Annotated in this window: 25 protein-coding genes; 8 read left to right on the top strand and 17 right to left on the bottom strand. The window is 50.0% G+C overall.

The features are described 5' to 3' along the window. The first annotated feature begins 147 nt into the window (after positions 1–147). Entirely contained in the window at positions 148–696 is a 549-nt protein-coding gene (locus tag BM091_RS05670) for a hypothetical protein (RefSeq protein WP_093394133.1), read from the top strand. A gap of 251 nt (positions 697–947) precedes the next feature. Continuing rightward, complete coding sequence (locus tag BM091_RS05665) at positions 948–1,505, top strand: hypothetical protein (RefSeq protein WP_143083101.1); 558 nt, start codon at positions 948–950, stop codon at positions 1,503–1,505. Here the strand turns inward: BM091_RS05665 and BM091_RS05660 are convergent. The 3 genes from BM091_RS05660 to moaA form a co-directional block, all read right to left on the bottom strand. Further along, positions 1,456–3,420 (bottom strand): transketolase, encoded by a 1,965-nt coding sequence (locus BM091_RS05660; protein WP_093394129.1) that lies wholly within the window; start codon positions 3,418–3,420, stop codon positions 1,456–1,458. The genes BM091_RS05665 and BM091_RS05660 overlap by 50 nt on opposite strands. A gap of 30 nt (positions 3,421–3,450) precedes the next feature. Next, positions 3,451–4,323 carry an Mrp/NBP35 family ATP-binding protein gene (locus tag BM091_RS05655; protein ID WP_093394128.1) on the bottom strand — a complete coding sequence of 291 codons (873 nt, stop codon included), beginning with the start codon at positions 4,321–4,323 and terminating at the stop codon, positions 3,451–3,453. Positions 4,324–4,397: 74 nt separating this feature from the next. Then, complete coding sequence (gene moaA, locus BM091_RS05650) at positions 4,398–5,387, bottom strand: GTP 3',8-cyclase MoaA (protein WP_093394127.1); 990 nt, start codon at positions 5,385–5,387, stop codon at positions 4,398–4,400. A 106-nt stretch (positions 5,388–5,493) separates the two neighbouring features. Here moaA and fbp point away from each other — a divergent pair, with 106 nt between their 5' ends. The 3 genes from fbp to rsmA are packed head-to-tail and all read left to right on the top strand — an operon-like array spanning position 5,494 to position 8,398. Next, positions 5,494–6,513 (top strand): class 1 fructose-bisphosphatase, encoded by a 1,020-nt coding sequence (gene fbp, locus BM091_RS05645; protein ID WP_093394126.1) that lies wholly within the window; start codon positions 5,494–5,496, stop codon positions 6,511–6,513. A 4-nt stretch (positions 6,514–6,517) separates the two neighbouring features. Further along, positions 6,518–7,537: a tRNA (adenosine(37)-N6)-threonylcarbamoyltransferase complex transferase subunit TsaD gene (gene tsaD, locus BM091_RS05640; RefSeq protein WP_093394124.1), complete on the top strand. Its 1,020-nt coding sequence runs from the start codon at positions 6,518–6,520 to the stop codon at positions 7,535–7,537. Between the two features lie 3 nt (positions 7,538–7,540). Beyond that, entirely contained in the window at positions 7,541–8,398 is an 858-nt protein-coding gene (gene rsmA, locus BM091_RS05635; RefSeq protein WP_093394123.1) for a 16S rRNA (adenine(1518)-N(6)/adenine(1519)-N(6))-dimethyltransferase RsmA, read from the top strand. On the opposite strand, the gene gspD is transcribed toward rsmA, so the two are convergent. The 12 genes from gspD to mqnB are packed head-to-tail and all read right to left on the bottom strand — an operon-like array spanning position 8,395 to position 20,509. Continuing rightward, entirely contained in the window at positions 8,395–10,590 is a 2,196-nt protein-coding gene (gene gspD / locus BM091_RS05630; protein WP_093394121.1) for a type II secretion system secretin GspD, read from the bottom strand. The two genes, rsmA and gspD, sit on opposite strands and share 4 nt — an antisense overlap. A 3-nt stretch (positions 10,591–10,593) precedes the next feature. After that, positions 10,594–11,196 carry a hypothetical protein gene (locus BM091_RS05625; protein ID WP_093394120.1) on the bottom strand — a complete coding sequence of 201 codons (603 nt, stop codon included), beginning with the start codon at positions 11,194–11,196 and terminating at the stop codon, positions 10,594–10,596. Between the two features lie 2 nt (positions 11,197–11,198). Beyond that, positions 11,199–12,515 (bottom strand): PilN domain-containing protein, encoded by a 1,317-nt coding sequence (locus BM091_RS05620; RefSeq protein ID WP_093394118.1) that lies wholly within the window; start codon positions 12,513–12,515, stop codon positions 11,199–11,201. After that, entirely contained in the window at positions 12,516–13,352 is an 837-nt protein-coding gene (locus BM091_RS05615) for a type II secretion system minor pseudopilin (protein ID WP_093394117.1), read from the bottom strand. Beyond that, positions 13,345–13,962 (bottom strand): PulJ/GspJ family protein, encoded by a 618-nt coding sequence (locus BM091_RS05610; RefSeq protein WP_245735285.1) that lies wholly within the window; start codon positions 13,960–13,962, stop codon positions 13,345–13,347. Before BM091_RS05610 ends, BM091_RS05615 begins: the two co-directional genes overlap by 8 nt. Positions 13,963–13,978: 16 nt before the next feature. Beyond that, complete coding sequence (locus tag BM091_RS05605) at positions 13,979–14,335, bottom strand: prepilin-type N-terminal cleavage/methylation domain-containing protein (RefSeq protein ID WP_177193536.1); 357 nt, start codon at positions 14,333–14,335, stop codon at positions 13,979–13,981. Continuing rightward, the gene (locus tag BM091_RS05600; RefSeq protein WP_093394112.1) at positions 14,332–14,775 is read right to left on the bottom strand and encodes a pilus assembly FimT family protein; all 444 of its coding nucleotides are present in this window, start codon (positions 14,773–14,775) and stop codon (positions 14,332–14,334) included. The genes BM091_RS05605 and BM091_RS05600 overlap by 4 nt, the downstream gene beginning before the upstream one ends. Positions 14,776–14,795: 20 nt before the next feature. After that, entirely contained in the window at positions 14,796–15,983 is a 1,188-nt protein-coding gene (locus tag BM091_RS05595; RefSeq protein WP_093394110.1) for a type II secretion system F family protein, read from the bottom strand. Between the two features lie 11 nt (positions 15,984–15,994). Beyond that, on the bottom strand, positions 15,995–17,692 hold the full coding sequence (locus BM091_RS05590; RefSeq protein ID WP_093394109.1) for a GspE/PulE family protein: 1,698 nt from the start codon (positions 17,690–17,692) through the stop codon (positions 15,995–15,997). A 16-nt stretch (positions 17,693–17,708) separates the two neighbouring features. Further along, the gene (locus BM091_RS05585; protein WP_093394107.1) at positions 17,709–18,836 is read right to left on the bottom strand and encodes a hypothetical protein; all 1,128 of its coding nucleotides are present in this window, start codon (positions 18,834–18,836) and stop codon (positions 17,709–17,711) included. 15 nt (positions 18,837–18,851) lie between these two features. Beyond that, the gene (locus BM091_RS05580; RefSeq protein WP_093394106.1) at positions 18,852–19,697 is read right to left on the bottom strand and encodes a 1,4-dihydroxy-6-naphtoate synthase; all 846 of its coding nucleotides are present in this window, start codon (positions 19,695–19,697) and stop codon (positions 18,852–18,854) included. A 2-nt stretch (positions 19,698–19,699) separates the two neighbouring features. Beyond that, a complete protein-coding gene (gene mqnB / locus BM091_RS05575; protein ID WP_093394104.1) occupies positions 19,700–20,509 on the bottom strand; it encodes a futalosine hydrolase in 810 nt (269 codons plus the stop codon). A gap of 83 nt (positions 20,510–20,592) precedes the next feature. Between mqnB and dusB the strand changes: the two genes are divergently transcribed. From dusB to BM091_RS05560, 3 genes are read left to right on the top strand one after another with little or no spacing between them, the layout of a single operon-like run. Continuing rightward, positions 20,593–21,630, top strand: coding sequence for a tRNA dihydrouridine synthase DusB (gene dusB / locus BM091_RS05570; protein ID WP_093394103.1), 1,038 nt, complete (start codon positions 20,593–20,595; stop codon positions 21,628–21,630). Positions 21,631–21,634: 4 nt separating this feature from the next. Continuing rightward, entirely contained in the window at positions 21,635–22,486 is an 852-nt protein-coding gene (ispH, locus tag BM091_RS05565; RefSeq protein WP_093394101.1) for a 4-hydroxy-3-methylbut-2-enyl diphosphate reductase, read from the top strand. 6 nt (positions 22,487–22,492) lie between these two features. Next, positions 22,493–23,413, top strand: coding sequence for a glycosyltransferase (locus tag BM091_RS05560; protein ID WP_093394100.1), 921 nt, complete (start codon positions 22,493–22,495; stop codon positions 23,411–23,413). Here BM091_RS05560 and BM091_RS05555 read toward each other — a convergent pair. Together BM091_RS05555 and der are read right to left on the bottom strand one after the other, a co-directional pair. Next, complete coding sequence (locus BM091_RS05555) at positions 23,296–24,540, bottom strand: ABC transporter substrate-binding protein (RefSeq protein ID WP_093394098.1); 1,245 nt, start codon at positions 24,538–24,540, stop codon at positions 23,296–23,298. The genes BM091_RS05560 and BM091_RS05555 overlap by 118 nt on opposite strands. Then, positions 24,518–25,864 carry a ribosome biogenesis GTPase Der gene (gene der, locus BM091_RS05550; protein WP_093394096.1) on the bottom strand — a complete coding sequence of 449 codons (1,347 nt, stop codon included), beginning with the start codon at positions 25,862–25,864 and terminating at the stop codon, positions 24,518–24,520. Before der ends, BM091_RS05555 begins: the two co-directional genes overlap by 23 nt. Positions 25,865–25,882 lie beyond the last annotated feature (18 nt).

Raw genomic sequence — 25,882 nt, 5'->3', positions numbered from 1 at the left:
GTCGGAAAGCTTGACCCGATTCGAGGGGATTGCGACAATCTTCCACTGTTTGCCCATGTGGAGACGGATAAGAAACATTTTTCCCTATTTAACGAAATTATGGTATAAGTCTCTGTTCACCGATTTAATCGTACTGGTATTGCGACTATGGGCCTGGTTATAGACCTCACCGAGAAGAAATACGACATGATGGCCCGTGAGGCTTTCGGCTCACTGGCTAGGCGCTTCGGATGCGAAATAACGGGCCAGACCTGTTTGAAGGATCTTAACGATTCTTTTATAAGCTTTTTCCTGCCCATATCTCCTACCATCTTTCACATCCTGTCAAGGAGTGCCTCAAAAATAATCTTCTTCCGACATGAGGGAAAAGTGAACCTCGATGAAGATCAAGAAAAAAGAATGATGGTTTTGAACCTGACGCTTTTCCTGGCCGATCAGATAAGGTTTGAAGCGATGTACAGGCTTCGATGGGTTCTTGATTTCCCAACCCGCCACATCCCGATAGTACGCCTCATAGCCGATTTCCATCAAAAATACAGTAACTTCGAACGTTTCACCCCTGCTCTATCCCCCGAACATCCGAGTTATCATGAATACGACCGTGTCGCCGACACTTCGGATAAAGCGGCAGTTGTAAGAAGGTTAATCCCGGACCTGATAAAGGCCTTCCAGGAAAGCACTCCTCCCGATCGTTGAAGCCTATGCCCAAAGAGCTTTTTCACTTTCACCAGAGTAGGATCGTTCTCAACGCGTTCGGGAATTACCTCCGGAATACAGATTCCCGCGCTTTTTTAGTCTCAACGATCTTCCCCGATTCTTTTTTTTATTCCCCCTTCCCCGGTTATCCGAATCTTGGACGATCCTTACACGGGCTGGAAGGCAGAGACTTTACGGAGGCCGTAAAAAAGCTATCATCAGACACATTGCGTCGAACTAAGCCGGTGCTGATGGGCATCGGTGTTCATCTTTTTACCGATGCCCTGTGGCATCCTTCCATCAACAGAGCCGCCGATATAATTTCGCAGGAATTTCGATGGCCTCGTTCCGCTTCTCACACTTTGCTGGAGTCTTTCCTTCAGCGGTGTTTCCTGCCGGAAAGGACCGAAAAAGGCATCATCCGGGAGATGATGGGTTCCACGAGGCTTCTACCGGGTATTGGACCGGTTCTGACGCAGGTTACAAAGGAGCTCCTGGAAGTCCTTTCGGTTTCTTCCCGGGGCATCACGCAATGGAAAATTTATCTTACGATGAATCTTCACATACTCTTTCTTCTGGTTCTGCACCACAAAGCAGTTTCAAAAACACTATGGAACAGGATCTCATCGGGCAATCCGCCGGGGGATTTGACGTCTATCCTTGCGCCAGGAAGGATATATGTTACCCGGTTTAAAGAAAAGATCGACCACTTTCGAGAAGTGGCCGATCTTTTTTCCCGGCAATTTTACAGTGACCGCATCAGGCAGCTAACCACCCTTTTTGACGGGCTTCTAAAAGTGCTTCAATAATTCCCCTGCTATCTATTCCCTGTTCTCTGTAGAGTTCGATAGGTTTGCCGGACTGACCGTAACGGTGCACACCCAGACGAATGAACCTGCACGAAAGACCTTCCTCAGCAATAATCGAAGCGACGATCGCTCCAAGCCCCGTTTCTACGTTATGATCCTCAACCGTAACTATGAGGCCCGTTTCGGAGGCTCTTATCACCGACTCGGTATCAAAAGGTTTTATGGAGGCACAGTTTACGACGGCACATTCAATTCCGTGTTGATCCTTAAGAACCTGCCAGGCCTCAACAGCCTGAGCCACCGTGGAACCGTAAGTTAAAATCGCAGCGTCACTACCTCGACGAATCCAGTCGGCTTTTCCGGGCACAAAAGTATAGTCTCCTCCGAAAAAGGGCCTACCTTCCGTGTCCGTAATAACGGGCGTCCTGGAACGGCCCATGCCGACGAAAACATTTCCGGGCATATTCGCCACAAGGCGAACAATTCTATCGGTCTGATTGGGGTCGGCCGGGATAAAAATGGACCATCCGAAAAGATTCCTGAGAAGCCCAACGTAATCTATGCACTGATGAGTCGGGCCATCTTCGCCGACGTCAAGCCCAAGGTGAGTGCAAACGACCTTCAACCACGTACCGTTCATGTCGTTCAGTCGGTGCTGATTGTAAGTTTCGCATACCCCGAAGACCCCAAAGGTGCTGAAAAAAACCACAAAACCTTCCCTGCTGATAGCCCCGCTCACCGTAGCTGCATGATGTTCCTGAATACCGCATTCGTAAAAGGCGCGCTCACAGGCTTTGCGAAACCCCGTCATTTTCACAGAGCCTTCGAGATCACAACTGAAGCCCAGTATTCTGGGAACGGGGCCCGAGTTATTGAGGCGAGCGAGGTCTTCAAGAGCGGCACCGTAAGCGGATCGGTTATCCGTCTTTACATCGGTTCCGTAAGTGCGCGGTACACCGGTATCCAGGGTAGGGGCGCTCACGGCAGGATGATACGGCGGTCTGAATTGCCTGTGAGAAGCAAGCTTTTTCTTTAACTCCGGGATGGGGTTTTCCATCCCGAGCTCCTGAAATGCCCTGGCAGCCTCTTCTTCGGAAAGAGGCATACCGTGGTACTTTTCGTTGTTTTCCATAAAAGAAACGCCCTTGCCCATAACGGTCCTTGCTACTATGACCGTAGGACGGGAAGGATCATCCACATCCATAAGAAAAACACGTCGCAGGGCGGCAAAAAGCTGATCAAAGTCGTTGCCATCTTCAACGTATATGACGTTCCATCCGGCAGCACGATATTCATCACGGACTCTCTGAGGCATGACACATTCGGTTTTGCCCCCGATTTGCAGATGGTTGCGATCGACTATGCCAACGAGGTTCGAGAGCCCGTACTTTACGGCAAAACGTCTGGCTTCGGCAATCTGGCCCTTTTGCTGTTCTCCGTCTCCCATAAGAACGAATACCCGGGAGGGAACCGTCTTCTTCAGTTTCTCAGCCAGGGCCATCCCGGTCCCGGCCGAAAGTCCCTGCCCGAGGTTTCCCGTATTCCACTCTACACCGGGAACATAATGCTCCACATGACCGCCGAAGGCCGAGCCGGTCCTTCTGAATTCCAGCAGGAACTCCTCTTCCTTAACATAGCCGAATTCGCACAAAACGCTGTAAACACCAGGGCTTATATGCCCCATGCTGACAACAATCCTGTCTCTATCCTCCCAGGCGGGATTGTCGGGACGATGATTTGCCATGCTGTAAAGCAGGAGCAACGTGTGCAGGGAAGACATTGAACCGCCGGGATGACCGCTACCGGCCAGAGTGGTAGCGGCAAGTATTCTGCGAACACAGCGACGCCACATCCCGTTTAGTTCGGCTTTTTGCTCTTCCGTCAGACCATCCTGATGGTAATCAATTCGCATCATATCTTTTACTCCGGGTTTCTCACTGAAACATTAATTCGTGGCCATACGACACGGCGGTACGAGCTGAAGCCTTGCAACTATCTCATCCACAACGGTCTTAACCGCATCGGAAAAAGGATCCCCGGGATTCTTTTCGAGTATCGGCTTACCGGAATCACCGGCCTCAACTACCGCAGGATTAAAGGGAAGACTTCCCAGAAAGGCTATGCCCATGTCTTTAGCCGTCTTTTCCCCTCCACCGGTTTTAAAGATCGGAACGAAGCCTCCGCAATGAGGGCAGTACAGGCCTGCCATGTTTTCGACGATACCCAGAATGTTCAGGCCCACCTTCCGGCAGAAGTTGATCGATTTTCGCACATCCGCCAGGGCCACTTCCTGAGGTGTGGTTACTATTACGGCCTGTGCTTCGGGAATTATGTGCGCAATGCTGAGGGGTTCATCGCCCGTTCCGGGAGGGCAATCGATCACCAGAAAGTCAAGATCCCCCCATTCAATGTCGGCAATAAACTGCTTTATGACCCCGTGCTTTATGGGACCCCGCCATATAACCGCAGAGTCTCTATCCTGAAGCAAAGACTCAATGGACACCACCTGAAGATTCCGACCATACCTGTGGGGCATTATTTCCTGATTGGGCGTAACACCGAGAAGTCCCTGCAGGCCCAGCATTCTGGGAACGCTGGGTCCGTGAAGGTCCACATCCATGAGTCCCACACGATAGCCTCGATTGGCAAGCTCCAGAGCACAATAAACGGCAACACTACTTTTGCCAACCCCACCTTTTCCGCTCATCACAATGAGCTTATACTTTATACGGTCAAGCTTGCACCGCAGTATCTCGTCCTTTGATTCCTGATGACGCTTTTCACAGCTACTGCAGGACTTGCCTTCACACTTTTCCATTGCTTTCTCCCTTTCCAAATTTCGATAAAAAAGCAGTGCAAAGACTAATCAGTAGACAGCCTTTTTGTCAATTCCTATCCCCCGATTTTGATCATGGGGCGACCAATGCATTTATGAAACAATTCTTCGTTAAGGCCGTGTTTTTCCGGCTTTTCCTTCAGAGCCCGAACAATAGCTTCTTTCAATTTTTCGTCATCCTCCGAGCTTCTGAGGATGGCCCTGAGATCGGTCTCCTTCGTTGCAAAAAGACAGGTCCGAAGTTTACCGTCAGCAGTAAGCCTCAGGCGGTTACAGGTAGCGCAAAAGTGATGGCTTATGGGGCTTATTATACCCACTTTACCGAGAGCCCCGCGAAAGGCATAGTACTTCGCCGGTCCGTTGGAGTTCAGACTTACCGCGGGTAAAAGCTCACCGACATTTTTCAGACGCTCGACTATTTCGTCCGAAGAAACGAACCTGGACGACCATTCGCCACTTCCAAAAGGCATAAACTCGATAAAACGCACGTGGAAAGGATATTCAAACGTTAAAGCGGCAAGATCTTCAATTTCATCGTCGTTCAGCCCTTTGATAACGACGACATTCAGCTTAACGGGATGAAACCCTATTCTGTAAGCCGTCATAATGCCGTTCCAGACCCGATTGAAATAGTCTCTTCTCGTTATTTCGGCAAATCGCTCCCGCTTCAGTGTGTCAAGACTTACGTTTATTCGCCTGATGCCGGCGTTCCACAGGTCCCATGCGAACTCCTCAAGCAACACTCCGTTGGTGGTTATGCTTACACAACCACGCCCAACGATTTCAACAAGAGACCTGCAAAACTCAACTACGCCTTTCCTCACAAGGGGCTCTCCACCGGTAACCCGCACCTTGCTTATACCGATTGAGCCGGCAACATTCAGAATCCGGATTATTTCCTCATAGGAAAGAACATCCTCGTGGGACAATCTGGGTACCCCCTCCTCGGGCATGCAGTAGATGCATCTCAGATTACACCTGTCGGTTATGGATATTCTCAAGTAGTCCACAGTCCGCCCGTGAGCATCGATGTTTTCGTAAGCCATATCGTCACTCCATCCCTTCCATTAATCCGATCCCACGTGTATGATAAGATCTTGTGAGTCCTTTACAAGTATTATGTCAACTTTACCTGAAAAAGGAGCAATCGGAATGCCGGTTAAGGAAGTCGGAATAACGGTTACGGAGCATCTTTTGAGGGAACAGCGTGAGACGCCTTACGCAACCGGAGCATTCACGCAACTGCTTAATGAACTCATTGTTGCCGCAAAGATAATCCACAGAGAGGTCAGCAAGGCCGGACTGGTGGACATCCTGGGTTCCACGGGATCGAGAAACGTTTACGGTGAACAGGTTCAGAAACTGGACGATTTTGCCAATCACACGATAATCCGCCGTGTCATGCACACAGGTCATGTCTGTGCCATAGCCTCTGAGGAAGACGCGGACATTGTGGAGGTTCCTCAGGAGTATCCCAGAGGTCCTTACATACTGCTCATAGATCCCCTGGACGGGTCCTCCAATATAGACGTAAATGCAAGTATTGGGACGATTTTTTCGATACACCGGCGGCTTAAGGATGACGGTCCGGTAACTCTTGATGAGGTATTGCGGAAGGGCTCGGAACAGGTGGCTGCCGGTTATTTTATTTACGGATCCAGTACAATGCTCGTTTACAGTACGGGAAAAGGCGTAAACGGCTTTACCTTAAATCCGGGACTCGGCGAGTTTCTCCTCAGCCATCCCAATATAACCATGCCGGAAAGGGGAAAGATCTACAGCGTAAACGAAGGGAATTATGCTTACTGGGACGAACCCGTGAGGCGTTATGTGGATTATCTCAAAACCCCCGATCCGGAGACTTCCAGACCCTACACATCGAGATACATAGGAACTCTGGTGGGAGATTTTCACCGCAACCTACTGAAAGGCGGAATTTTCATGTACCCTGCCGACAGAAAAGATCCCAAAAAGCCCAGGGGAAAGCTGCGCCTTCTTTTTGAAGCCGCTCCTCTTGCCTTCATTGCAGAACAGGCCGGAGGAACTGCTTCCGACGGATCTCGTAGAATTCTCGATCTGGAGCCCGAAACGCTTCACGACAGGGTCCCTCTCTTCATCGGAAGCAAGGATGACGTCGTTACGGCAGAAAAATTCCTGTCAGGAGAGCTATAGTGCCATGATAATTCTGGGGATTGAATCGTCCTGCGACGAAACGGCGGCGGCGCTCGTTGAGGAAGGTCGTCGCATTCTTTCCGGTGCCGTAGCAAGCCAGATAGCCGTCCACGGTCCCTTCGGGGGGGTGGTTCCCGAACTGGCCTCGAGGAAACACGTGGAGGCTATTCTGGTCGTTATTGAAAAGGCATTAAAAGAAGCCGGTGTGACCGTTGACGAGGTGGACGCCATAGCCGTAACTCAGGGTCCCGGACTGGTGGGTTCTCTTCTCGTGGGTATCTCTGCCGCAAAAGCCCTATCCTACTCACTGGGCAAACCCCTTATAGGGGTAAACCATCTCGAAGCTCACATTCATGCTGCCTTTATCGAAGATGAGCCGATAGAAGAACCTGCGGTATGCCTGGTGGTCTCGGGCGGCCACACGGCGCTGTACTACATGGAATCATCGGATTCCAGACCCCACTATCTGGGAGGAACGCTCGATGACGCCGCCGGCGAAGCCTTCGACAAGGTGGCAAAACTGCTCGGCCTCGGCTACCCCGGCGGGGTCGTTATAGACCGCCTGTCTGTTTCGGGTAACCCTGAAGCCTTTGACTTCCCCAGAGCCTACCTCGGAAGAGACTCCTTTGACTTCAGCTTTAGTGGTCTGAAAACGGCCGTGGCGAATTTCGTCCGGAAGTTCGGAAACCCTGCCCTTGAAGGCGAGGTACCCTATCGTGTGGAGGATCTGGTTGCCAGTTTCCAGGAAGCCGTCGTGGACGTGCTCGTAGATAAGACCACGGCTGCAGCCGTTCATCACGGCGTTAAACATGTGATCGTTGTTGGGGGCGTTGCCGCCAACCGCCGCTTAAGAGAACGATTCGCCGAAGCGTCCATAGAAAAGGGATGGACACTCCACATTCCTCCCGTTTCTCTGTGCACGGACAATGCGGTTATGGTGGCCGCGGCCGGCTATGCGGTGTGGAAACGCCAGGGCTTTGTAAAAGACCCTCTATCGCTGGATGCCGTATCACGGTGGCTCTGATACATGCTTCTGCGCCCTTCAGACTACTTCCGAATGTTTTCCGGCCGGATACGAAAAACCCTGGGACAGCACTTTCTCATTCAGCCCCGAACGGCCGAAAAAATAGTCCAGGCACTGATGGTTCGCCCCGGAGATACTGTGATTGAGATCGGCCCCGGCCTGGGAGCTCTTACAGCCCACCTGATAAGGCTTCCCTGCAACCTCCATCTCGTAGAACTCGACGCCGATATAGCAAAGGCTTTGCAGTCCGTAATGCCTTCGGAGACTCCGGCTACCGTTTTCTGGCACATTGAAGACATCCTTTCTTCCGATCTATTAAACAAGCCGGGCGAGTCGAAAAAGGCTGAAAAGATAAAGGTGATAGGAAACATACCTTACTCCATAAGCTCACCCTTGCTTATGCGGCTCATTGAAAATCACCGACATATCGACAGGGCAGTTTTAATGGTACAGCGTGAGGTTGCCCGGAGGTGGACGGCAAAACCGGGAACCCGGGAATACGGTCTCCCCACCGTTCTGCTCGCCTGCTGTGCACTGACGGAGCGACTTTTTTACGTGGGGCCGGGTCAATTCTACCCCAAGCCAAAAGTTCATTCAGCGGTGGTGAAAATCAAGTTTTTCGAAAGGGCCTGCTGGGAATACCCGGGATGGCCCTATTTCCGGCAGGTGGCTTCCCGCCTATTCCGGATGCGCCGAAAGACCGTTCTAACAATTCTCAAGAGTTTCATGGACGCAACGCTGGCGGAGCAGATACTCAGAGAAGCCGGCGCGAGCCCCGGCACCAGGCCCGAAAACCTGAGTCCCGAAGAAATCCTCCGGCTTGCCCGGTCAATCGCCTCTAAAGGCCAGAGAACAGATTAATTTCCCTTCGGAACGGGCAAAGGCGGCCGAGTCGGCTTTGATGGTTCGGCTTCACCTGCAATTACTTCTCTGAGCAAATTGAGTTTTTTCAGGAATTCCGCAGCAGCCTCATTTTCCGCATGGTCTATAACCCTGGGAGTTATGGCAACCAGTAATTCGGTCCTGTTAAGAGACGTGTCGGTACTCGAAAACAGGGGTGAAAGAATGGGAATACGACTCAGGAATGGAATGCCCGTGCGGGTCGTATCGGTTTTTTCCTGAATAATGCCCCCGATGACAACGGTATTACCGTCTCTTGCAAGCAATGTGGTTGATATTTTCCTTTCCGTGAAGGCAGGAGAATCTATACCGGAAACCGTGTTTTTTACGGCATCCCGTATGGTTTGTTCCACTTCGAGACGAACGATACCCCCTTCGTTTATGTGAGGGGTCACCTTCAGGATAATTCCGGTATCGACGTAGTTAACCGTGTTAATCAGGGTTTCTCCGGCGGTATCTACAGATTGCTGGCTCACAACAGGAGTACTCCCTCCCACCGTAATGCTTGCTTCCTTGTTGTCGGTGGCAAGTATCGTCGGAGCAGACAAGACCTTGAAATGGCTGAACGAAGAAAGAAGGTTGATGAGCGAAGCAATGTCTCCCTCAAGGCTTCCCCAGAAAAGCGACAGTCCCTGAGAGGTAGCGGTTCCGAGATCAAAGTCTCTGTTGAAAGGCACACCGTAGTTCTGAACTATGCTATACTGTCCGGCATAACCGCCGATGTCCATTCCCTTGTTTTTCAAATACCACTCGACACCGTACTGGGTTTCATCAGTAAGCGTGATTTCGGCTATAAGAAGCTCTATCAGTACTCCTCTGGGAAGCACATCAAGGGTTTCGATGGCTTTTTTGATCTTTTCATAATCACCGGGCAAAGCTTTAACTATTATGGCATTGTTGGTCTCATCTGCAATAATGGTTACTTCACCCGCAAGCTTTGCACTTACGCCCGGCGTTTTGGCTTGCTCGCCCTGGGACTTCTGTTCTTCTGCCTTCACAATCTGAACCCCTGTGTGTTTTTCCTCGCTTCCTCCTGTGAATACCTCCTTCAGAACGTCCACTATGTTCTTCGCCAGACCGTTTTGCACAAAGTAGATAAAGAACTGCTCTCCAGAATCCCTTCCCTCCACATCGAGGCTTTTTATCCACTTTTTGGCCGTATCCAGAATGTGACGATCGGGAGATACAAGGATTAAAGCACTTATACGCTCCATCGGAATCAAGGCCAGATTTCTGGATATCATCTGCTTGTAGGATTCATTCAGTTTGTCCATAACGTTGTTAAATGCATCGGCCGCTTCAACGGGGTTCAGGTACTCAAGGGTCACAATCTCAATGCCCATCTGATCGAAGATGTTAACATCAAGAAGCCTCAGAATGTCCACAAGAGTCCGGATGTTGTCCATGGTGTCCACAAAGATCAACGTATTAGTCACCGGATCCACGGAAACGGGCCTGTTCACCGTCAGGAATGGCTGAATGACGCCCTGCGCCTGTTTGGCATCGATAAACTGCAGGCGATACATGCAGATTGCGGGCTTTTCCTGCCGAGAGGCTTCCAGATCCCGGGGGCCTACCAGGCTGAGGCCCGAGCCACGTGTGCGAGCGGCAAGCTGTATGTAATAAACCCCATCTCGTTCGAATACATCCACACCGTGAGCCGAGTATACCTGGCTAAGAAGCATCAGCAACTCATCGTTCGAATATTCACCCTCAAGGTAGAAGCTCATCGAAAGGTTTAAGGCGGGATCGAGAACATAGTTGACCTTAAGATATTCCCCGAAAATCTGTTGAGTTACCTCAACGATATTGGCTCGATCGAAGTTGAAAACAACCTTCCGGCGCAGTTGCTCCGGCGAGGGTTTTTCCGGAATGGCTCTTTCGGAGGGAGCAAGAATCCCAAACCGTCCTGACGGTCTCTGTTCCGGAAATGAAAGAGGCTTCTCTTTTCCCTCTTCCGGTGCTTTCCCGGGAGCAGAAGGAACTTCTTCCCTTTTGGCCTCTATTTGTTCGCCACCTCTCAGCGTCTGCCTTATCTGCTCCGGTACGAGGCTCCCGGGAGCAGAAGGATGCCTTTGCAGGGAAGAACAGGACGAAAGAAAAAACAGCGCTACCACACCGGCTACCACCGAAACAAATCCTGGCCATCTCATGCTTTACCCTTTCTTCTCCATAAGAACCGTTAGGACAAGGTTTACCATTAGCCCCGACTCATTCCTGCCACGCCTTACATAACGAACATTGAGCTGTCTAACAATGAGAGCCGGTGATTCATCAAGCCATTTTAAAAGAGAATAAAGGCCGTAAATGTCGGCATCCAGCACAAATCGGAACTCAACCTCGCGGTAGAGCTGGTAATCTTTGGTCGATGAGATCTGATAGCTCCGTACCGAAAGAACCGGATTTTTGCCCTGCTCCGATTCCGCTATCCTGCCAAGAGACGTCGCAAGCTCGAGAGGATCCCGTCCCTTGTAAAGCCTGTCCCTCAGCTTCTCAACTTCCTCACGACGCTTTTCGAGCTCTTCTTTGAAAGCCTCAGCCTCTTTAAGTTTCGACCGGTATCTTTCTACAAGCATCTCCGTTGAGGCAATACGGGCTTTGATGTCTTCGTACCGGGTATGAACGGGAACCAGCCACAGGAACAGCAAAAAGCAGCAGAATAACAGACCCAGTGCATACACAACCACAACAGTTCGATGCCTTTTGATGTCCTGTAGCAGTACGTTTACGGAAACCTTATTCTTCAGTTCTTTTAGCATTCTCAATCCGCAGCCTTCTGAAATTCGTTCCAGTCCACTACAAAACGAATACTGAACATTTCCCTGCCGGTCCGATTGTTCTTCCTTACCGGAGCCACAAAGCCCACATCCCTAAATCCCGGAATTCTGGAGAGAACGGAAACATACTCGACGGCGGATTTACTTTCACCTCGAAGCATTACGACATTACCACCGGAAAGATCGAAATAGTTAAGCCAGGTATCGTCGGGTGTCACATCACTGAGCTTCTCAAAAAGCCTGCTGACGGGTACGTTCTGTTTCATTATCTGATCAAGCGTCCTGCGTTCCTCTGCCAGCTTTTCAATGGTCTTAATATTTGCCTCGATGGGTTTCCAACGCTCCTCCAGGTTTTGCCTTGCCTTTAAGAGTTGATTCAGCTCTTTTTCGGCAATCTCTAACCGGTAATCCATCAAAAAGCCCCACCCAACGAGGAGTGTCAGAAAGACTGCCAGAGGAATCAAAGACCTGGGTACCCGGGGTAATCCCAGGCGCACGGACCCCTCAAATCCGTAAATTCTTGTGCCCTTCAGGAACCCCTTCAGGGCGTTTCCGATAAACTCTCCTGATTCAACAATCCTGACATTTGCATCCAGAAAGTTTTCCGAAACACCTACTATTCCTTTAGCACCCGAAAGCTTCTGAAGAAACAGCATTCTGGATATCGAGCCGTCCGGGCCGATAAGAGCAGATTCCGTCACACCGCCCCGACCAACGTGATAGGCGCCGAATGAACCGGAACCGCAGGGTATAACAACCCAGGTGTCTTCCAATCCGACACTCTCAGCAAAGGCCTCAACCAGGAGGCAGTCGGGCACGATAGTCCACGAAACGAAAGAATCGGCCGGTAAAAGCTGAATAAACCTGCCGTATGAAGACTTTTCCGTCCAAAGAATGTTGACCAGAACGGAATCCCCACGCCCGGAAACCAGGGGTTTAAAATTTTTGTAGATCACCAGATCATCTACGTCTCGATGAAGGGTGTGCTCCTGCCTTTCGTATTCGATTATCCTGTGAAGATTATCCAGTACCCCCGCTGGATAAGTGGTTCTCGTCGTATTGTAAAACTCCCGAGAAAGAACAACCATCAGAGCGCTTCTGTCCGATTTTACCAATTCCGCAATTCTTTCAGAAATCAAGCCCAGGTTTTCGGAACCATGGTGACGAATTTCTTCCAATGGCCCCACCGTCCATGAGCCACCGTTGCGGCCGGCGGCAACAATCCAGACCCTGTCCTGAAAAACATACAGAACGAGAACTCTTCGAGCCGGAATGGGTATTTTCTCCAGATATGACCTCATTTAAAGCATTTCCTTGATTTCCACAATTCTGTAATGCGGCACAGATCCGGTATCCAGCTTTACAATCGCGTAGATAACCACCCGTCCGTACCTACCACACAGGGCACCCGAGAGAATACGGTAAAGTCCCCCGTTTTTCCAGACCACAGTTTCCTCATTTTCAGCATCTTCAACAAGGGCCTTACGATTGCCGTACACGGTAAGAAGTGAAAAAGGGCTCCTTATCCCCGGAAGCAGGTCATCCTGATCGTCTGTCTCCATTCCGTACCAGAAAGTTTCCCATTCAACGCCGGGTATGAGAAGTATTTCTTCTATGTACCTGAGAGGCCTGTTAAAAGGGCCGTAGGATAACCCCGCTTCTTCATATTCAATCTTTTCGGCCCCCAGATCTCGTGAAACATCATCACCGTCGATAAAATCCATTATACGATCCGTCCAGATCTTCGCCGTTTCCTGAGACAGCCCGCTTTTCTCTGTAAGAATCTTTTCAAGTTCTCCTCTGTCAACAAGGTTTGCGTTAATTTTCGTGGATTCTTCCTCAATCCGCACCCTGACGGTACATCTGGAATAACTCAGGGCATGAACGGTTCCGTCGGGGCGCCATTCTTTTTTGCCGACATCTTCCAGTTCGAGCTTACGACCCGCTTCCCACCCCATTCTTGCAAGAGCTTCCTGCACTCCGCCCAGAGCCGCATACCGTGCGTAAAAACGAGAAACCACGGATCCTTCCGAAGAAAGCATAAATCTAAAGATTATCGCAGTACTCATTGCAATCCAGATAATCAGCCCCGATATCCACAGGCAGACGATCAGGACAACGCCTCTTGAATCATTCACTTTTAACCCCACCCCGGTTAAGCACCGGACCGAAAGGGGCCGTTTTAATAATCCAGACAAAGGGCTGCCCCTTTTCTTCCATCCAGAGGGAGATCCTTATCTCTTCCGGCAACCCATTTTCTTCGTCCCATTTTTCTCTGAACTGCGAATCCTCGCCTCTGTATGCAAATTCAAGCTTCGCAACGGGAATCTCGGTTTCCACAGACCCTTCTGCGTCATCTCCTTCTACGAATCTATCCAGATCGTCCTCGGAGTTAAAAGCCGACAAAATTTTCTGTCGATACGAAAAAACCCGATTTTCTTCATCGAATAAGTAGGCCGCCAGGACGGAATTATTTTTTGAGACGCCCATCGGGGATATTCTCGAAGCAAAAACCAGCTTCTTTGACTCGGCAATCAATAACGGCGATCCCGAGAACCCGGGAAAATCGGCCTTGAAGTCGAGGTAGCAAACCTGGCGATTCATAAGATCAAGGATATGGAATACCGAGGAAAAGGTTTTCCTTTTTTCATTTCTCACACGATCCCAGGCTATCAGTGAAGCCCCGAGAGCCGACACGATTATTGCCAGCACCATACTCCCCACAGTGATTGCCACCAGCACCTCCATAAGCGTGAGGCCGTGGCTATTCTTCAGAGCTAACGACGCTGAATTCAATCTCGCTGTCCTCATAGCGGAGCTTTACGCGGTAAAGGGCAACACTGGAGGCTATTTCACCATCGTTTACCCTGGTAGCAACGACATAGACCACCGGAGAACCGGGAAGTTCCTTCAGAACGATGGAGTCCTCATGAACCAGCGAAGGATCCCTGAAGATCGCCTGAGCTGCCGCATCAAGAACGGGAATGGCCTTCATCCGTCTATCCAGTCGATAGCGACTTTGATAAACACCTCCGATCAGAGCCATAGCACTTCCGACAACAAGTACCGCAATCACCAGGGCAACCAGAACTTCGACGAGAGTGAAACCCTTCTTATTCACGATGAAGTGCCTTCCGTCCACGATACACTGTTCAGGATGGGATCTACCGATATGATGTACTGGCGTTCTCTGTCAAAGGTTACATCGAGCTTTACCGGTGGAGCCGTACCGTCGGGAAAAAATCTTACCGCATACCTTCCATTCCCCAGATCTTCCAGTCCTTCCGCATAGATGTCGGCATTTTCAGGAATTCGACCGTGTGCGTTTTGTCCAACACCGAAGGTTCGCTCCCCGGAGTCGATAAAAAAAATTTCCGTCTTCCCCGAAGCCAGGGCTTTTTCACGGCTCTTTAACAGGGATTCAACCATGGCCGTAACGAAATTCCGCTCTTTCATCCTCAAGGCTCCGCCACCTATTCTCGGAGCCACCATGCCTACAGCGAGAGAAAAAATCAGTACGACCAGGATCACTTCGATAAGAGTAAAACCTCTATTTTTCATTCTCCCGAGGCCTCTAAACTCTAAAACCTAACTTCCGTAATGCTAACAATAGCCCCAAACATGCTCAGCACCATTGCTCCTATTACGCAGCCCGTCCCTATTATCACCACTGGCTCCATGAGGGTTATCATTCTTTGCAGAATCTTTCCGGTCTCGCTTTCAAAATATTCTCCAAGTTCCATAAGCCCTCTGCCGAGCTCTCCTCTTTCTTCGGAAAGCCTCAATACGGTTCCAACCCTGACCGGGATGTTCTTTAACCCGGCAAAAAAAGCGCTAACCGAGCGCCCAACCCGAACATCATTGTACAGCGGTTTAAGGCTATCCCTGATAAAACCATTACCAACGACGCTCAGAGCCAGATGAATTGACTTAAGTAGCGGCACTCCTGCATTTACCATGGTGCCAATGGTCATAAAAAAACGGGCCAGCTCGGTGTAGATAACAAGATTCTTCACAAAGGGAATGTTAAGAACCCAGCGATCGAGGTGCCGTCGCCAGTACTCTCTGCCTGAGAGATGTCTTCCTCCAAAAAACAAAGCCAGCATTATCACAGGAAGAGTCCACCCGTAGTTCTGAAGGAATAATCCCATCTTCAGAAGAACTGCCGTGACGGCGGGTATCTCCTGCTGAAGATCCTGAAATATTCTTGCAAATCTGGGAAGAACGTAAACGAGGAGGACAATCATGGAGATCATGCTCATGCCGAGAAGCAACATAGGGTAAATGGAGGCCGATATGAGATTTTGTTTAAACCGGTGTTTTCTTTCCAGATAAGCCCCGACCTGCTCCAGAATCCGTATCAGGGTTCCACTTGCCTCACCTGCCCTGATCATAGGGGGCAGAAAAACCCCAAACAGGGATTCGTGCTCCTGTAGAGCTTCCGAAAGGCTTCCGCCCCGACGAACAACCCCATGAACATCCTGCAATATCCTCCTGAAGGTTTTATCAGATTCCTGTTGGGCTAGAAGTATCAAAGCCCTGTCCACAGGCAGGCCGGAGCGCAAAAGATTGGCCAGTTCACGGCAGAAGGTTATGATTGCTTCATCGCGAACACGACCGGTCTTTCTTCGGGTGGCTTCGCCGATCCTGATGGGAAAGAGGTCGTTCTCTTTTAACTTCCTTACGGCTTCCTCCACACTGGAAGCCTGAATAACACCCTTATGAACGGCACCGTTTCTATCATGGGCTCTGTAGGAAAAATAAGCCACCGCTCACCCCATTACGTAAGACTGGTAACCCGGAGAACCTCCGATATAGTGGTAATCCCCTGGAGTACCTTCTGGCAGCCCTGAGATATCAGCGGTCGATAGCCCAAATCGGAGGCCAGCCGGGCCAGCTCCCCGGCATCCTTCCCTGCAACAATCCCGGACCGCACGCGATCTCGTACAATAAAAAGTTCAAATATACCCTGACGGCCCCTGTACCCCGTAAACCCACACTTTCTGCATCCTCTATGACGAAAAATAACGGGTCTTTCGTCCAGATGAGGGGTCCATCTTTGAAGCAGATTCATATCTTCATCGGTTGCTTCGTAGGGTTCCCTGCACTCTTCGCAAAGAACCCTTACCAGCCTCTGGGCCATGACGGCGAGCACAGAATCGGCGATAAGGAATGATTCAATGCCTAAATCCCTCAGCCTTGTTATCGCCCCCGGAGCATCATTGGTATGCAGTGTCGAAAAAACGAGATGACCCGTCAGGGCAGATTCCACCGCTATGTCCGCCGTTTCGTGATCACGAATTTCTCCGATGAGAAGCACGTCCGGATCCTGACGCACAAGAGATCTCAGTGCATTGGCAAAGGTAAGATTTATCTGTGGCTTAACCTGGATCTGATTTATTCCGTCGATCTGATACTCCACCGGGTCTTCTACGGTTATTATTTTCTTGGTTGCCGTATTGAGACGCCGAAGTATGGCATAAAGGGTCGTCGTCTTTCCCGACCCGGTAGGTCCCGTCACGAGAATCATCCCGTAAGGCCGCTCTATCAGTTCGGTAACTATCTTGAGCTGCTGAGAATCCATGCCCAGCTTTTCCAGATTGTACTCGACGGCTTCCTGGGACAGCAGCCTGAGAACCACACTTTCACCGTATATCGTTGGGGCCGTAGAAACCCGTATATCGACATCACGATGGCCGAACCTGAGCTTAATTCGACCGTCCTGAGGAAGCCGTCGCTCCGCAATGTCCATATTTGCCATTAGCTTCAATCGGCTTATGATCGCTGGCTGCATGCTTTTCGGAGGAGAATCAAGCTCATAAAGGACGCCGTCCACGCGGCATCGTACCTTAAAGGCCTTCTCCGTGGGCTCAAAATGAATATCCGATGCCCGCATATCAAGAGCCCGGGTAAGCAGAACGTTTACAAGGCGAACCACCGGTGCTTCCTGAGCGAGCCCCCTCAGACGATCCAGATCATCCTCATAAACATCCACACCGACGGGCACATCAACGCTTTCCTCGGCTTCTCCGGTAATTCCACCCATGGCCCCGTAAATTCTATCTATGGCCGTCCGTATTTCGTCTCCGTGACCCACAGCAACCGACACCCGTGATCCGGAAAAATGCTTTTCCAGCAGGGAGGTCGTGGTCAGGTCCCAGGGTTCGTTTATAATTAAAACCACATCGGAATTCTCTCCCTGAAGCGGCAGGATTGCATGATGTCTCAGAAAATCTATAGAAACTCCGTCAAGCAACACGGGCTTTTCCGGATATTCGTGGCTCCTCAGGTAAGGAATACCCAAAAGAGAAGCCACAATCCTGAGAACCCTTTCTTCGTCAGTAATATCCATCTGCTTTGCCGCTTCCAACAGAGGCCAGTTTAAGGAATAGAGAAGTTCCCTGAGGCCGGCTTTCTTTTCATCTCCGAGCCCGAATTCCCTGGCAAGTTCTTCGACTAAATCTCTGGCAAGATCCATCCAGAAGTAATCTCCTTTAATGTTTTTCCACGATTCTCTCGTCTAAAAATAACACCACCAGCGGTCTGTCATCATTCACGAAAATCTCTTCTGCCGGACTCAGAAAGGCGGAGCTGAGGTTTTGAAAAGACACCTGAGGATAACAGCAGGCCCCGAATTCCAAAACCTGTTCGAAAAACCCTGTAGAACCAGAACGACCTTCCGCACTTTTGTTCAAAAGTTCGGAAAACCTCAGAGCTTCCGTTTTCAATTCAGAAAGGACATCACCCAATTCCGGCTCATCGACAAATCGCGCCAGAGCATCCCAGAAGGGTCGTCTGTCGTACTTTAGAACCTCAGTCCTGAATTTTTCGAATTCCTCAACCGCCATTTTCTCGAAAACGTTGATAACCCTTACGTTGAACACGAATTCTTCCTTCCATTCACCGCCAGCCCGTTCGATTTTCGTTCTCAGAGGGTCAACCAGTTCCTCGACGACCTCTCTGGTAACACAAAGTAGCACCGGAGCACCGAGAGGTTCACCAATAAAGGCCTGCCTGTAAAGGCGCAACCACGAAGTGATCCGCTTCGGGATCATATAGCCGAAATAACTTCTTTGAGGAAGATGCTCGGCCGTAATCCTGACCGAATCGTCCACATCCTCATCGAACTCTTCTTCAAGCCCCAGGCTCAGCCGGAATTGAGACTCCAGCTCGTGGACTTTTGATAAATCAGCATCCAGTTCAATATCTCTTTCGTCAAGATCCCGCGCCAGTTCCATTATGAGCGCGGCCTCAACAAACCTTACCCACTCGTCCGATACCTTATTTTCCTCCGGCGTCCTGATAGCCGACCTCAACCTGAGTCTCGACTCTTCCCACTCATCGTGTTCTTTCAGTAAGGATATGGTATCGATCAGATGCTTTTCACCGTGAACCCTGGCGAGATCCTGATATCCTCGATAGATTGCGGCTATTTTACGACGATCTTCGTCTCTTTTGATGACCCGGAACGCCCTTAATTCTCCTCTGTTCCACGGAGGAAACTGCGGTGGCCTCAAAACTTCAAGCACATTAACGGAAGGCAGTACGAGTGAGGCAAATCTGTAAAAAGACTCAGGCAACACGGTAAAAGGAAAAAGAAAAATTTTATCAAATAAGCTCATAGCTCAACCGCTCCTTTAGAGTCCATCATCGTCGTAAAATACAGACTCCGGTTCCGCCACATCTAACTTCCTGCATGCTTTCTGAAGAATAGTCCTTACAGCTCTGCGCCCTTCCTGACCCACGTCGAGAGAAAACTCGTTAACGAAGGAGTCGATATGTTTCATAATTATCCAGTCGTCCATCTCCTGGGCGTACCGTCTGATCAAAGTCATCACCTCGTCGGTATGCTTCCGAGAATAAAGAATACTTTCTCTGATTGCATCTTTAATTGCTTCTGCAAAACCTTCTGGAAAACCGCGTCGTAGTGCAATAACTCCTAGAGGAAGAGGAAGCCCGGTCATATTTTCCCACATCTCCGCCAGATCGCAAACACACGTAAGCCCGTAAGAATTATAAGTCCACCTACCTTCATGGATAACGACTCCGGCATCGACCAGCCCTTTCTGGACGGCGGGCATTATCTCATGAAAAACCATTTCGACCCTTTCGCCACTGTGAAGCCCTGATAACTCCAGCAGTAAATTAGCCGTCGTTCTCTTTCCCGGGATGGCAACCCGGGCATTTTTCAATTCGTCACCGGACATCCTGCGCCTTGAAACCATTATCGGTCCCACTCCCCGGCCGATTGCTCCTCCGGCAGGAAGAAGACAGTAATCCCTCCACACGTCCAGATAGGCGTGAACGGATATTTTAACGACGTCAAGGGCACCATTACAGGCAAGCCCGTTAAGCTCTTCGACATCGGCTATGTGAGCTCTGATAAGGGTCCGGGGTAGAGAGACCCTGCCGGTAATCAGAGGACCGAAAATAAACGTATCATTTGGACATGGAGAAATGCCCAGCGTTATTTCCCTGGTCATGATCAGGACAGCTCCTGTTTAATCAGCCATTTTTTTATAATTGGCACGCTTTTTCGAACAATCGTGCCCGTATTATACATGGCCTCTTCTACACGCCACCGTTTTTTGTCTCTTATGCCCGCCACATTGCTCACACCCCGAAGTGCAATTACCGGAAGGCCAAGACGCACGCAGGCCAGCATGACCGAAGCCGTTTCCAGATCTTCGATCACTGCACCATAAGCCCCGTAGCGTTTTTTTGCAATATCCTCCGAGCCGCTTACGGAGCACACCGACAGTGCTGAACCGTAGTGCAACCGGAAGCCCCCAACCGAAAATCCGCCTTCACCCTCCGAAGGATACCGACCAGGATACGTTCCCTCGGGCAAGGCTTCGATGAATAAAGACAAAAGTTTTTCCGAAATACTCACCCTGTCGAACAGAGACCTTTCTCCGATTCTGTGTGCCGGAATGCCCATAATCTCATAAGACTGTATAACTCCCCGGTCCTGCATAATCCCGTCGTCTCCAAACAGGGCTTCTGTTACGAACACAACGTCACCCACCTTAACCTTATCTTTCAAATAAGTCCCGGCACACCCCGCATGAATTAGAAAGTGAGGCTTATGTTCATAAAAAAGAGCAGCTACCGTAAAGGCTGCATTTGACTTTCCGATACCTGTCGTAACGCAGATAACCGACAAATCATCATCCCAGTTGACGCCGCAGAGCATCTGACCGTAGAAATCGAAAACCTCGCAAAATTCCGTCCCTAAAAGAGGCCTCATTTCCAGTTCTGTAGGGATTACCACCCCTAGTCTAAACCCGGACATTTTGATAACCTGCTTTTTTGCAAAAACCTTTTTAAAGGCTTTTCAATCATAGATAAAAGCAAAATTACTGCAAGAGGCGCATTATGGGACCTGTTGTTGGAGGCTTCCGGCTCGACAATCCGCTTATAATGGCGCCCATGGCGGGAGTAACTCACACGCTTTTCCGCCGACTTGTTGCCATGCACGGTGCAGCAATGGTGGTTTCTGAAATGATCAGCGCTGAAGGCCTTAGAAGAAAGGATCCCGGATCCTTTAAATACGTGACTCTTGATTCCAGTATTCCTGCCCTGCAGGCCTTTCAGCTATTCGGATCGGAACCTGCATCCTTCGAAGAAGCGGTAAAAATCCTGGAGGATCTGGGAGCCCCGGTAGTTGACATTAATGCCGGTTGTCCTGTACCGAAGGTTGTCCGGAAAGGAGCAGGAGCAGCTCTTCTGAGAGAACCCAGCCGCCTCTACAGGATTGTGGAGAGGGTTAAGAAAACATCTACTCTGCCGGTAACGGTAAAACTCAGACTCGGATGGGATTCAGGATCGATAAACATATGCGAAGTTGCCAAAAATCTTGAAGAACTGGGAGTTGCGGCCATTACAATCCATGCCAGAACCGCAAAGCAGCTCTATTCCGGGCAGGCTCAATGGGAATGGATAAAAAAGGTTAAAAAAGACATCCGGGTTCCGGTGATAGGAAACGGGGACGTTGGATCTTTGAAAGATCTGCTCAGGATGTACGGGGAAACGGGCTGTGACGGGATTATGATCGGCAGAGGCGCTCTAGGAAACCCCTGGCTCTTCCAGGCAGGCGCAGCTCACTTCAGGCCGGACTCTGTGAACCCACCCCCTGACGATTGGTCAGTCTTTCACGGTACGGCAAAAGCTTACATCAGGCTTCTGGCAGAAGCACCTGAAGAACTTTCTTTTTTGCGTAATCCGGCTATAATAAGAAAAAACCTTATGTGGTTCTCCAGAGGTTGCCCGGCATCCTCGGAATTCCGGGGAAAGATAAATGAGAGCAAAACGGTCAAAGAAATGCTAAGTGCTTTCGACAGATGGTTTGAACAGGTAATTCTCAAAAGCAATGTGTCGTTCCTTGAAGCAAAAAAGTTGATCGGGGAGAGTTAACAGGATGAAGATTATCGTCGCAAAAACCGCGGGATTCTGCAACGGAGTGCGATATGCTCTTGAGATGACTCTCGAGGCAATCCGTAACAAAAAGGCCGACGAATGCATCTGCACTCTGGGCCCTCTTATACACAACCATCAGGTACTGGCAATGCTTAAAGAAAGGGGCGTGGAGGAGATTCAATCTCCGGACGAAGCAACCGGCAAAATCGTGGTCATTCGTGCTCACGGCGTACCCCCCGGTGTGAGAAAGGAGCTGTATCGTAAAGCCCATCGTGTAATAAACGCAACCTGCAAACGGGTTGCAAGAGTTCAGGCCGTCATAAAGCAGTATGCCCGCAAGGGATACAGCACCATCATCGTGGGGGACGAAAACCATGCCGAGGTCATCGGTCTAAAAGGTTACGCAGAAGGTAGAGGCATAGTTATTCAAAATGTCAATGACCTGGAAAAGATTCCACAGGGATGTTCAAAGGTGCTCCTGGTAGCGCAGACCACCCAGAACGAGAAGACCTTTGCCGGGATAGTGGAAGCCTTTCGGAGGAAGTTTCCCGGGGGCGTTGTTAAACATACAATATGCGGGGCCACGAGAGAAAGACAGGAAGAAGTTCGCAAGCTGGCCGGAATTGTGGAGGCCATGGTGATCGTCGGGGGATACCACAGCGGAAACACGATAAGGCTTGCCGAAGTTGCCCGCTCCACGGGAATACCCACATACCATGTGGAAACAGAGAAAGATCTCAACATGAAAGAAATGTCCCGATACAAAACCGTGGGTGTTTCTGCCGGCGCATCAACCCCTCAGTGGCTGATTCACAACGTGGTTCAGGCATTACGGCAACTCGACGATTCATGATGCAAGATGAACACAACCATTCCCGTAAGTGTTATAATTCCAGCTTACAACAGGGCCCGCTTTCTCGTCGAAGCAATAAAATCGGTACTGGCTCAGAAGTTCGTCCGTCCGCTGGAAATAATCGTCGTAGATGACGGTTCTACCGACGAAACCTCTCGGGTCGTCGATAGCTTTATCCCTCAAATAACCTATTTCTACCAGGAACACTCAGGGGTAAGCAGCGCAAGGAACCGGGGGATATGCATCTCCTCCGGCGAATGGATCGCTTTTCTGGACTCAGACGATCTGTGGAAACCCGAAAAGCTCTTCAGGCACTGGGCCTTTATCCTTGCTAACCCTCATTTGCTCATATCTCAAACAGAAGAAATCTGGATACGAAAGGGCCGAAGAGTAAATCCCAGGAAATACCATAAAAAACCGGAAGGACTCTGCTTCGAGCGCCTTCTTGAACGATGTCTGATAAGCCCTTCTGCCGTTATGATTCACAGGAAGCTTTTCGACGAGGTAGGGCTTTTCGACGAAAACCTCCCCGCCTGCGAGGACTACGACCTGTGGCTCAGGATAGGATGCCGCCATCCCGTCGGGCTTTTGAAAGAACCCCTTGTTATAAAAAGAGGAGGACACGAAGACCAGTTATCTTCATCTGTGCCTGCCCTCGACAGGTATCGCATTCAGGCAATTGTAAAGTTGCTGATCAAAGAGCCTCTGTCAAAAGGACAAAGGCAGGAGGCGTTAAAAATGCTCGAGAAAAAGTGCCGTATTTATGCAGCAGGTTGCGCAAAAAGGGGGCGCACCGAGGAAGCCCGGTTTTATTTATCTTTACCCGAAGTATTCGCCGATTCTCGGGAACAACCCTTAAGGCCTGAACTTTCGCATATAGAATTCGTTGCAGGGACAAACATCCCGCCTTTGAACAGGGCAAGATGAAAAGATCCGCTGACGCGGCCTTCTTGGGAAAAACGCATAATTCCGCTTACACCTTCAAAATATTCCTGCCTTCCCAGGAAAGCCCGAAAATCGGCGACCGTTACCGAAGGCCCTGTTTTTCTCAAGCGCAGGCTTTTAACGTAAGATGCGTAAACAGTGGCCGCATCGTAAAAGAGGCTGTCTATCCATTCAGGTGCCCGCAGAAACTTTCTCTTGAACCGCTCGAAGAAGGAATTCCAGGGATGGTATTCAGGATCACCGACGCAGGGCCTAACAAAAATAAATCGATTCAAGTAACCTGGAGGAACCCGCCTGGCCATATGCTGATCGAAATATGAGGGTACCAGAAAAAAACCCGAATATCCCAGGCTCATTATTCTGGAGTAGACTTGATTAATCCATTGAGGCGACCCGGAAAGCCATATCACTCTAGGTTTTCCGGCAATAACGGACTTGATCTCATCACACGGCTCATCCTGACCGCCTTTCCATTTCACAACACGGCAGGGTGCTTTTCCGGAATCCCAGGCTTTTTCAAAAGCGGAATAAAGAACACTTCCGTACCCATCGGGCTCCAGCACAATCACAAAGGAAGAAACATCATCCGATGTTCCTTTCACAAGCGAGGCGACATACTTGCCTTCTTCGCCATCCGTAGCAACGAATGAGAAGACCTGCGAAAGCTCCTTTAACCCCTCATGCGAAGATGTCGGGGCAATAATCACGGCATCGGGGCGACGCTCCACAATTTTCAGGATTTCGCTAAAGGGCAGTTGAACAAAGAAAACTCCGAAAGACCTCTCGGAAACGTATGAAAGGATGTTCTCTCTTTCCCAGTCCACATAATAGAGAGAAACCTCAATTCCGGCATCCTTAAAGGCTAACTCCATGCCCCTTCTGGCCGCCAAACCCTCATCCTTCAGCGGACCGCTTAAAGGCAGCAGGGCCATAATCTTCCCGGGATCATGCCCGGGGGGCCTGACCACTTCCGTCTCCGGGGTTCTTTCTCGAGAAACTTCAGGACTTTTCGGCCATTTCAGATAGACCAGCAGAGAGGCGGCAATAAGTATCAAAAGCAGTAAAACATATCGACGACGACGGCGCCTAGGCCTCCTCCGCAACCCCACCGGACCTTCCCCGGAATATAAGCCTGACAGGACTCTGAGACAGTTGAAAAGCCGAACGAAACTGGTTTACCAGATAACGCTCATAAGAAAAATGAATATCATCGGGCCTATTACAGAAAAGCACAAAGGTCGGCGGGCGCGTAGATGGCTGTGTGACATAATAAAATTTCAGAGGCCGACCACCTCTTTGAGGGGGATGATGTTTCTCAAGGATACTTCGAAAGACTCTGTTAAGAACGCCGGTTCCTATTCTGGTCGAATATTGATCGAACACTTCAAGGGCCAGCTTAAGCACCTTTCGGACATTTTGCCCCGTAAGAGCCGACATGGGCACCACCGGCGCAAAGGGAAGAAACTGAAACCGGCGGCGTACATCCTCAATAACCCTATGAGCTTCCCTTTTATCGGACTGAATCAAATCCCACTTGTTAACACCTATGATACACCCCTTGTACCGCCTCTGAATATAACCCCCTATGTGCAGATCCTGATCAGTGGGTCCTTCCGTTGCATCAATAAGGATAACAGCAATATCGCTTTTATCGATACTTTCCAGAGATTTTACAACACAGATCTTTTCCAGCTTCTCCTTGATTCGCGCCCTTCGTCTTATACCGGCCGTATCGACCAGAACGAACCGCCTTCTTTTGTATTCCAGCTCCACATCCACGGCGTCTCTGGTCGTCCCCGGCATGTCACTGACAACCATTCTGGGCATACCCAGCAGGCAATTCACGAACTGAGATTTCCCCACATTGGGCCTTCCAACCACTGCCATTCGGATAATGTCGGTGTTGTCCTGAATACTAAGATCTACCGGCGGTTCTTTACGGATTGGGAGTTTATCAACGATTCGATCGAGCAGATCTTCAACACCATGTCCGTGAATGGCGCTTAACGGTATGACTTCTTCCACTCCCAATTCGTAGAACTCTCCCACCAGTTCTTCCTGTCTGGGCCCGTCAACCTTGTTTACCGCAACGATAAGAGGTTTTTCTACCCGTCGTATTTCCCTGACGATCTCTTTTTCTTCGGGATGCAGACCCGATCGTACATCGCACAGTAAAACCACCAGATCGGACTCATTGATAGCCAGCTTCACCTGTTCCTGGACCTCTGCTTCAACCCCATCTCGAGCATCACTCATGATGCCCGCAGTATCCATAAGGAAAAAATGCCTGCCCTGCCACTCCACATCGGCATACAACCTGTCGCGGGTAACTCCCGGAAGATCGTCTACTATGGCACGCCTGCTCTGCGTCAAACGGTTAAACAGGGTGGATTTTCCAACATTAGGTCGTCCTATAATTGCAACAATCGCCATATCCTCTCTTAGTATCCC

The organism is Thermodesulforhabdus norvegica, assembly GCF_900114975.1.
GTDB lineage: Bacteria > Desulfobacterota > Syntrophobacteria > Syntrophobacterales > Thermodesulforhabdaceae > Thermodesulforhabdus > Thermodesulforhabdus norvegica.
The sequence above is the reverse complement of the archived record's forward strand: the minus strand, read 5'-3'. Positions and strand labels throughout refer to the sequence as shown.

Bases quoted from the DNA above. Each gene is read 5' to 3' on its own strand.
- der (WP_093394096.1), bottom strand. From the start codon at position 25,864: ATGGCGATTGTTGCAATTATAGGACGACCTAATGTTGGAAAATCCACC.
- ispH (WP_093394101.1), top strand. From the start codon at position 21,635: ATGAAGATTATCGTCGCAAAAACCGCGGGATTCTGCAACGGAGTGCGA.
- BM091_RS05665 (WP_143083101.1), top strand. From the start codon at position 948: ATGGGCATCGGTGTTCATCTTTTTACCGATGCCCTGTGGCATCCTTCC.
- tsaD (WP_093394124.1), top strand. From the start codon at position 6,518: ATGATAATTCTGGGGATTGAATCGTCCTGCGACGAAACGGCGGCGGCG.
- BM091_RS05590 (WP_093394109.1), bottom strand. From the start codon at position 17,692: ATGGATCTTGCCAGAGATTTAGTCGAAGAACTTGCCAGGGAATTCGGG.
- fbp (WP_093394126.1), top strand. From the start codon at position 5,494: ATGCCGGTTAAGGAAGTCGGAATAACGGTTACGGAGCATCTTTTGAGG.
- dusB (WP_093394103.1), top strand. From the start codon at position 20,593: ATGGGACCTGTTGTTGGAGGCTTCCGGCTCGACAATCCGCTTATAATG.
- gspD (WP_093394121.1), bottom strand. From the start codon at position 10,590: ATGAGATGGCCAGGATTTGTTTCGGTGGTAGCCGGTGTGGTAGCGCTG.
- BM091_RS05655 (WP_093394128.1), bottom strand. From the start codon at position 4,323: ATGGAAAAGTGTGAAGGCAAGTCCTGCAGTAGCTGTGAAAAGCGTCAT.
- mqnB (WP_093394104.1), bottom strand. From the start codon at position 20,509: ATGTCCGGGTTTAGACTAGGGGTGGTAATCCCTACAGAACTGGAAATG.
- BM091_RS05585 (WP_093394107.1), bottom strand. From the start codon at position 18,836: ATGAGCTTATTTGATAAAATTTTTCTTTTTCCTTTTACCGTGTTGCCT.
- rsmA (WP_093394123.1), top strand. From the start codon at position 7,541: ATGCTTCTGCGCCCTTCAGACTACTTCCGAATGTTTTCCGGCCGGATA.
- BM091_RS05560 (WP_093394100.1), top strand. From the start codon at position 22,493: ATGAACACAACCATTCCCGTAAGTGTTATAATTCCAGCTTACAACAGG.
- BM091_RS05610 (WP_245735285.1), bottom strand. From the start codon at position 13,962: ATGGAGGTGCTGGTGGCAATCACTGTGGGGAGTATGGTGCTGGCAATA.
- moaA (WP_093394127.1), bottom strand. From the start codon at position 5,387: ATGGCTTACGAAAACATCGATGCTCACGGGCGGACTGTGGACTACTTG.
- BM091_RS05580 (WP_093394106.1), bottom strand. From the start codon at position 19,697: ATGACCAGGGAAATAACGCTGGGCATTTCTCCATGTCCAAATGATACG.
- BM091_RS05660 (WP_093394129.1), bottom strand. From the start codon at position 3,420: ATGATGCGAATTGATTACCATCAGGATGGTCTGACGGAAGAGCAAAAA.
- BM091_RS05600 (WP_093394112.1), bottom strand. From the start codon at position 14,775: ATGAAAAATAGAGGTTTTACTCTTATCGAAGTGATCCTGGTCGTACTG.
- BM091_RS05625 (WP_093394120.1), bottom strand. From the start codon at position 11,196: ATGCTAAAAGAACTGAAGAATAAGGTTTCCGTAAACGTACTGCTACAG.
- BM091_RS05670 (WP_093394133.1), top strand. From the start codon at position 148: ATGGGCCTGGTTATAGACCTCACCGAGAAGAAATACGACATGATGGCC.
- BM091_RS05620 (WP_093394118.1), bottom strand. From the start codon at position 12,515: ATGAGGTCATATCTGGAGAAAATACCCATTCCGGCTCGAAGAGTTCTC.